Origin of the sequence: Micromonospora sp. S4605, from assembly GCF_003176715.1 — a bacterium.
GTDB lineage: Bacteria > Actinomycetota > Actinomycetes > Mycobacteriales > Micromonosporaceae > Micromonospora > Micromonospora echinaurantiaca.
Map to the genome: position 1 here is coordinate 1 of NZ_QGSW01000126.1, position 3,302 is coordinate 3,302.

At 73.2% G+C, this 3,302-nt stretch carries 4 protein-coding genes; 3 read left to right on the forward strand and 1 reads right to left on the reverse strand.

Translation table 11 applies throughout. The annotated features are described in order from the left end of the window. Nucleotides 1–1,189, reverse strand: a 1,189-nt coding sequence (locus tag DLJ47_RS08285) for an arginine deiminase (RefSeq protein WP_109899473.1), incomplete at its 3' end; no start/stop codon positions are given. 163 nt (nt 1,190–1,352) lie between these two features. On the opposite strand from DLJ47_RS08285, the gene DLJ47_RS08290 reads away from it, so the two are divergent. From DLJ47_RS08290 to DLJ47_RS08300, 3 genes are all read left to right on the forward strand, one after another. Beyond that, nucleotides 1,353–2,093 (forward strand): hypothetical protein, encoded by a 741-nt coding sequence (locus DLJ47_RS08290; RefSeq protein WP_109899476.1) that lies wholly within the window; start codon nt 1,353–1,355, stop codon nt 2,091–2,093. A gap of 176 nt (nt 2,094–2,269) precedes the next feature. Beyond that, nucleotides 2,270–2,728, forward strand: coding sequence for a hypothetical protein (locus tag DLJ47_RS08295; RefSeq protein WP_109899474.1), 459 nt, complete (start codon nt 2,270–2,272; stop codon nt 2,726–2,728). A 75-nt stretch (nt 2,729–2,803) separates the two neighbouring features. Further along, nucleotides 2,804–3,193: an ACT domain-containing protein gene (locus DLJ47_RS08300; protein WP_109899475.1), complete on the forward strand. Its 390-nt coding sequence runs from the start codon at nt 2,804–2,806 to the stop codon at nt 3,191–3,193. Nucleotides 3,194–3,302: the final 109 nt, after the last annotated feature.

Consider the following 3,302-nt stretch of genomic DNA (forward strand, 5'->3'; position numbering starts at 1 on the left):
CCAGGGGGCAGGACATGCAGCGGGGGCCGCCGCGGCCGGAGCCGAGCTCCGAACCGGCGATCGGGATCACCTCGATCCCGGCGCGCTCCAGCTGCGCGTTGGTCTCCACGTTGCGCTCGTACCCGACGCAGAGCCGGGGAGCCAGGGCGAGGGTGTTGTTGCCGTCGTCCCACTGCTCGCGTTCCGCGGTGACCGGGTCCAGCCCGGTGTCGATCACCCGGAGCTGGTCCAGGTCCATCGCGTCGGCGGCGGCCCGCAGGAACGGCGCCGGGCCGTCCACCCGGGGATCCTCGCCGTCCGCGCCGGCGATCACGGTGTACGCCGAGAGCGTGTTCGCCACGTTCGGGTACATCAGCACGGCGTCCACGTCGACCATCGTGCAGACGGTGTCCAGGTGCATGGTGGCCCGCTCCTGGGCGATCGGCACCACCAGGATGGTGTGCGCCAGCCCGGCGGCGAAGACCTGCCGGGCGAGGCGCTCGGCGCCGGCCGGCGTGGTCCGCTCACCCACCCCGACCGCGAGCACGCCGGGCGCGAGCAGCAGCACGTCGCCGCCCTCCAGGTGCTCCAGGTGCGGGTGGTAGACGGCCTCGGTGCCGACGAAGCGCGGGTGGTGGCGGTAGATGGCGTCGGTCAGCGTGGTCTCCCGGCGCCGGGCCGGCATGGCCAGGCTGGTCACCCCGACCCGGTCGCCGATCCAGAGCGACGAGTCGCGGGTGAAGAGCAGGTTCGGCAGCGGGTCGATGACGAAGTCGTGCCGGTCCATCAACGTGTAGACCAGGCCACCCGGCCGTTCCGGGCTGAGCCGCAGCTCCTCGTGGGCCAACCCGGCGATCAGCACGTCGGCCAGCGCCACCGGGTCGAGGTACGCGAGGTGGTCGGCGACCCGGGCCCGCAGGGTGTCGCCGAGCCGGGGCGAGCGGAGCACCTCCGCTGTCAACTCGGCCCGCGCCTCGTCCACGGCGAGCGTCTCGGCCAGCAGGTCGGCCAGGTAGAGCACCTCGACCCCGCGCCCGCGCAGCGCCGCCGCGAAGGCGTCGTGCTCCTCCTGCGCCCGCCCCACCCACGGGATCGCGTCGAACAGGAGCGAGTCGTTGTTGCGCGGGGTCAGCCGGGCGAGTTCCGGGCCGGGTCGGTGCAGCAGCACGGTGCCGAGCCGGCCGACCTCGCTGTCGACGTAGTGGGTCACTCTCGCAGCGTAGGACAGGGTTTGGCGGCATCCGAGAAAACAACTGTGAATGAATATGGCATTCATCCACAGTCATTCCGGCGCTCCAACTTGCCGAGCCCCGGGACTGGCAACGTAGGGTAGTGAGGACATAACTTCGAGGGACCTTTTGCCGGAGGTCGCGATGACTGTCTTTCCCGCTCGCCGAGCCGTACCCCCGACCCGGGCACTGCCGCCCGCGGCGGTGCCACACCCCCGGGTGGAGTCGCCGGGGGTCCTCACACCGTCCCGTCCGTCCCCGTTGGAGTGGGCCCGCCGCCGGCGGGCGGAGCGGGGCGCGCGGCGGCTGGAGGCGGCCGGCGCGCGGGCCCTCGGTCAGCTCGACCACCTCGGTCCGGCCTGGCACGTCATCGAGTGGCCACGCACCGACGTCGCCGACGTCCTGCTCGACCACGGCCAGGACGACCGGGCCGGCTTCCTGGCCATCGGTCCGAGCGGGCTGTTCGCGGTCACCATCGCCGACCACGGCCGGGCCCGGGTGCTGGTGGCCGGCGACGTGGTGCAGATCAACGGCAAGCGACCGCCCTACGTGGCCGAGGCCCGCCGGGACGCCAAGCGGGCCAGCAAGGCGCTCAGTACCGCGGTGGGGCACCCGATTCCGGTGACGCCGGTGCTGACCTTCGTCGGCTCCGGCGTCATCAGCGTCTACGGGCTGCCGAAGGACTGCCTCATGGCCACCCACCGCGAGCTCGACCGGCTGCTGGTGGCCGCGGGCAACCGGATCAGCCCGGCCACCGCCGAAAAGCTCTCCCGGGTCGCCCAGCACCCGAGCACCTGGTTGAACGGCACCTACCGTCCGGCGGCCGACTACCGGTGGTACGAGGAGGGCCGAACGGCCGCTGACAAGCCGGCCAACCGGCGGTAACGTCACCGGCGACGCCACGCGGCCCGGTCCGGCGTCGGCACCGTCGGTCGCGCCGTCGCCGGCCCGCCCGGTCAGGGCATCGTTCACCACCGGCGGCCCGGTGACTCCCGCGCGGTCGGCGACGGCCGAGGTGACCGGCTAGCGTGGACAGACCGTCGGTGTACATAGGAGGCGCGGTGGCCCACGTCGAACTCTCGCTCTCGGAAGTCCTCGCGCCCACGGCCGGGACACCGACAGCGCAGGAGTCCGACAACTTCGGCCAGTGGTCGCTGACCGTGTCCCACGCCGACGAGCCCTGCCTGCTGATCGACGCCGAGACGAAGGTGGTAGCGGTCTCGGCCGCCGGGTGCGAGCTGCTCTGCCTCGGTGCGCCCGAGGACATGATCGGGCTGCCGCTGCTCGGCGGCGGGCTCCGGCTGCTCGACTTCACCGCCAACCCGCGCGAGCTGACCGAGCAGGAGATCGACAAGATCCCGCCGCTGCTCGCGCTCTCCTCCGGGCGACTCGCCCGCGGCCTGCTCCGCGTCCAGGCGACGTCGACCGGGGCAGCGGACGCGACCGTCGACGCGATCTCCACCCCGGTGCTCACCGACGGGTCGGTCGCCGGCTCGCTCACCTTCTTCTCCGAGGTCTGAGCAGCGGCCCGGTGTGGTGCTCGCCGCACGCGGCGAAGCTGGGGCCGACCCGCCACCAGGCCGTAGGGTGCCCTCATGCTCGATATCGCTCTGCTGCCGGGGGAGTACGCCGTGTGCCGGTTGGCCGCCGACTCCGCCCTGCCGCCGGGGCTGTCGGGCGGGCTGAGGGACGGCGACGTCGTCACGGTGACCTGGACGGCCGACGGCATCTCGTTGATCTGCCCCGCCGACCGGGTACCCGACCAGGCCACCATCGAGACGGTCTGGCGGTGCCTGCGGGTGGCCGCACCGGTCGACCTTGCGGTCACCGGCACCCTCGCCGCGCTGGTGGATCCGCTCGCCGAGGCCCGGGTCAGCGCGTTGGCCTTCTCCAGCTACGACACCGACTACCTGCTCGTCCCGGCGGTGCGCCTCGGCGCGGCGACCAGCGCGCTGGAGCGGGCCGGGCACCGCGTCCTGCGCTGAACCGCGACCGCCGCTTCACCGCGCCGGCCGATCCTCCTACGATGGGCTCGGCCAACCCCGGCCGCAACGACGACCCCCGATGTCCGAGGTCACCCCGTGCCGTCCACCC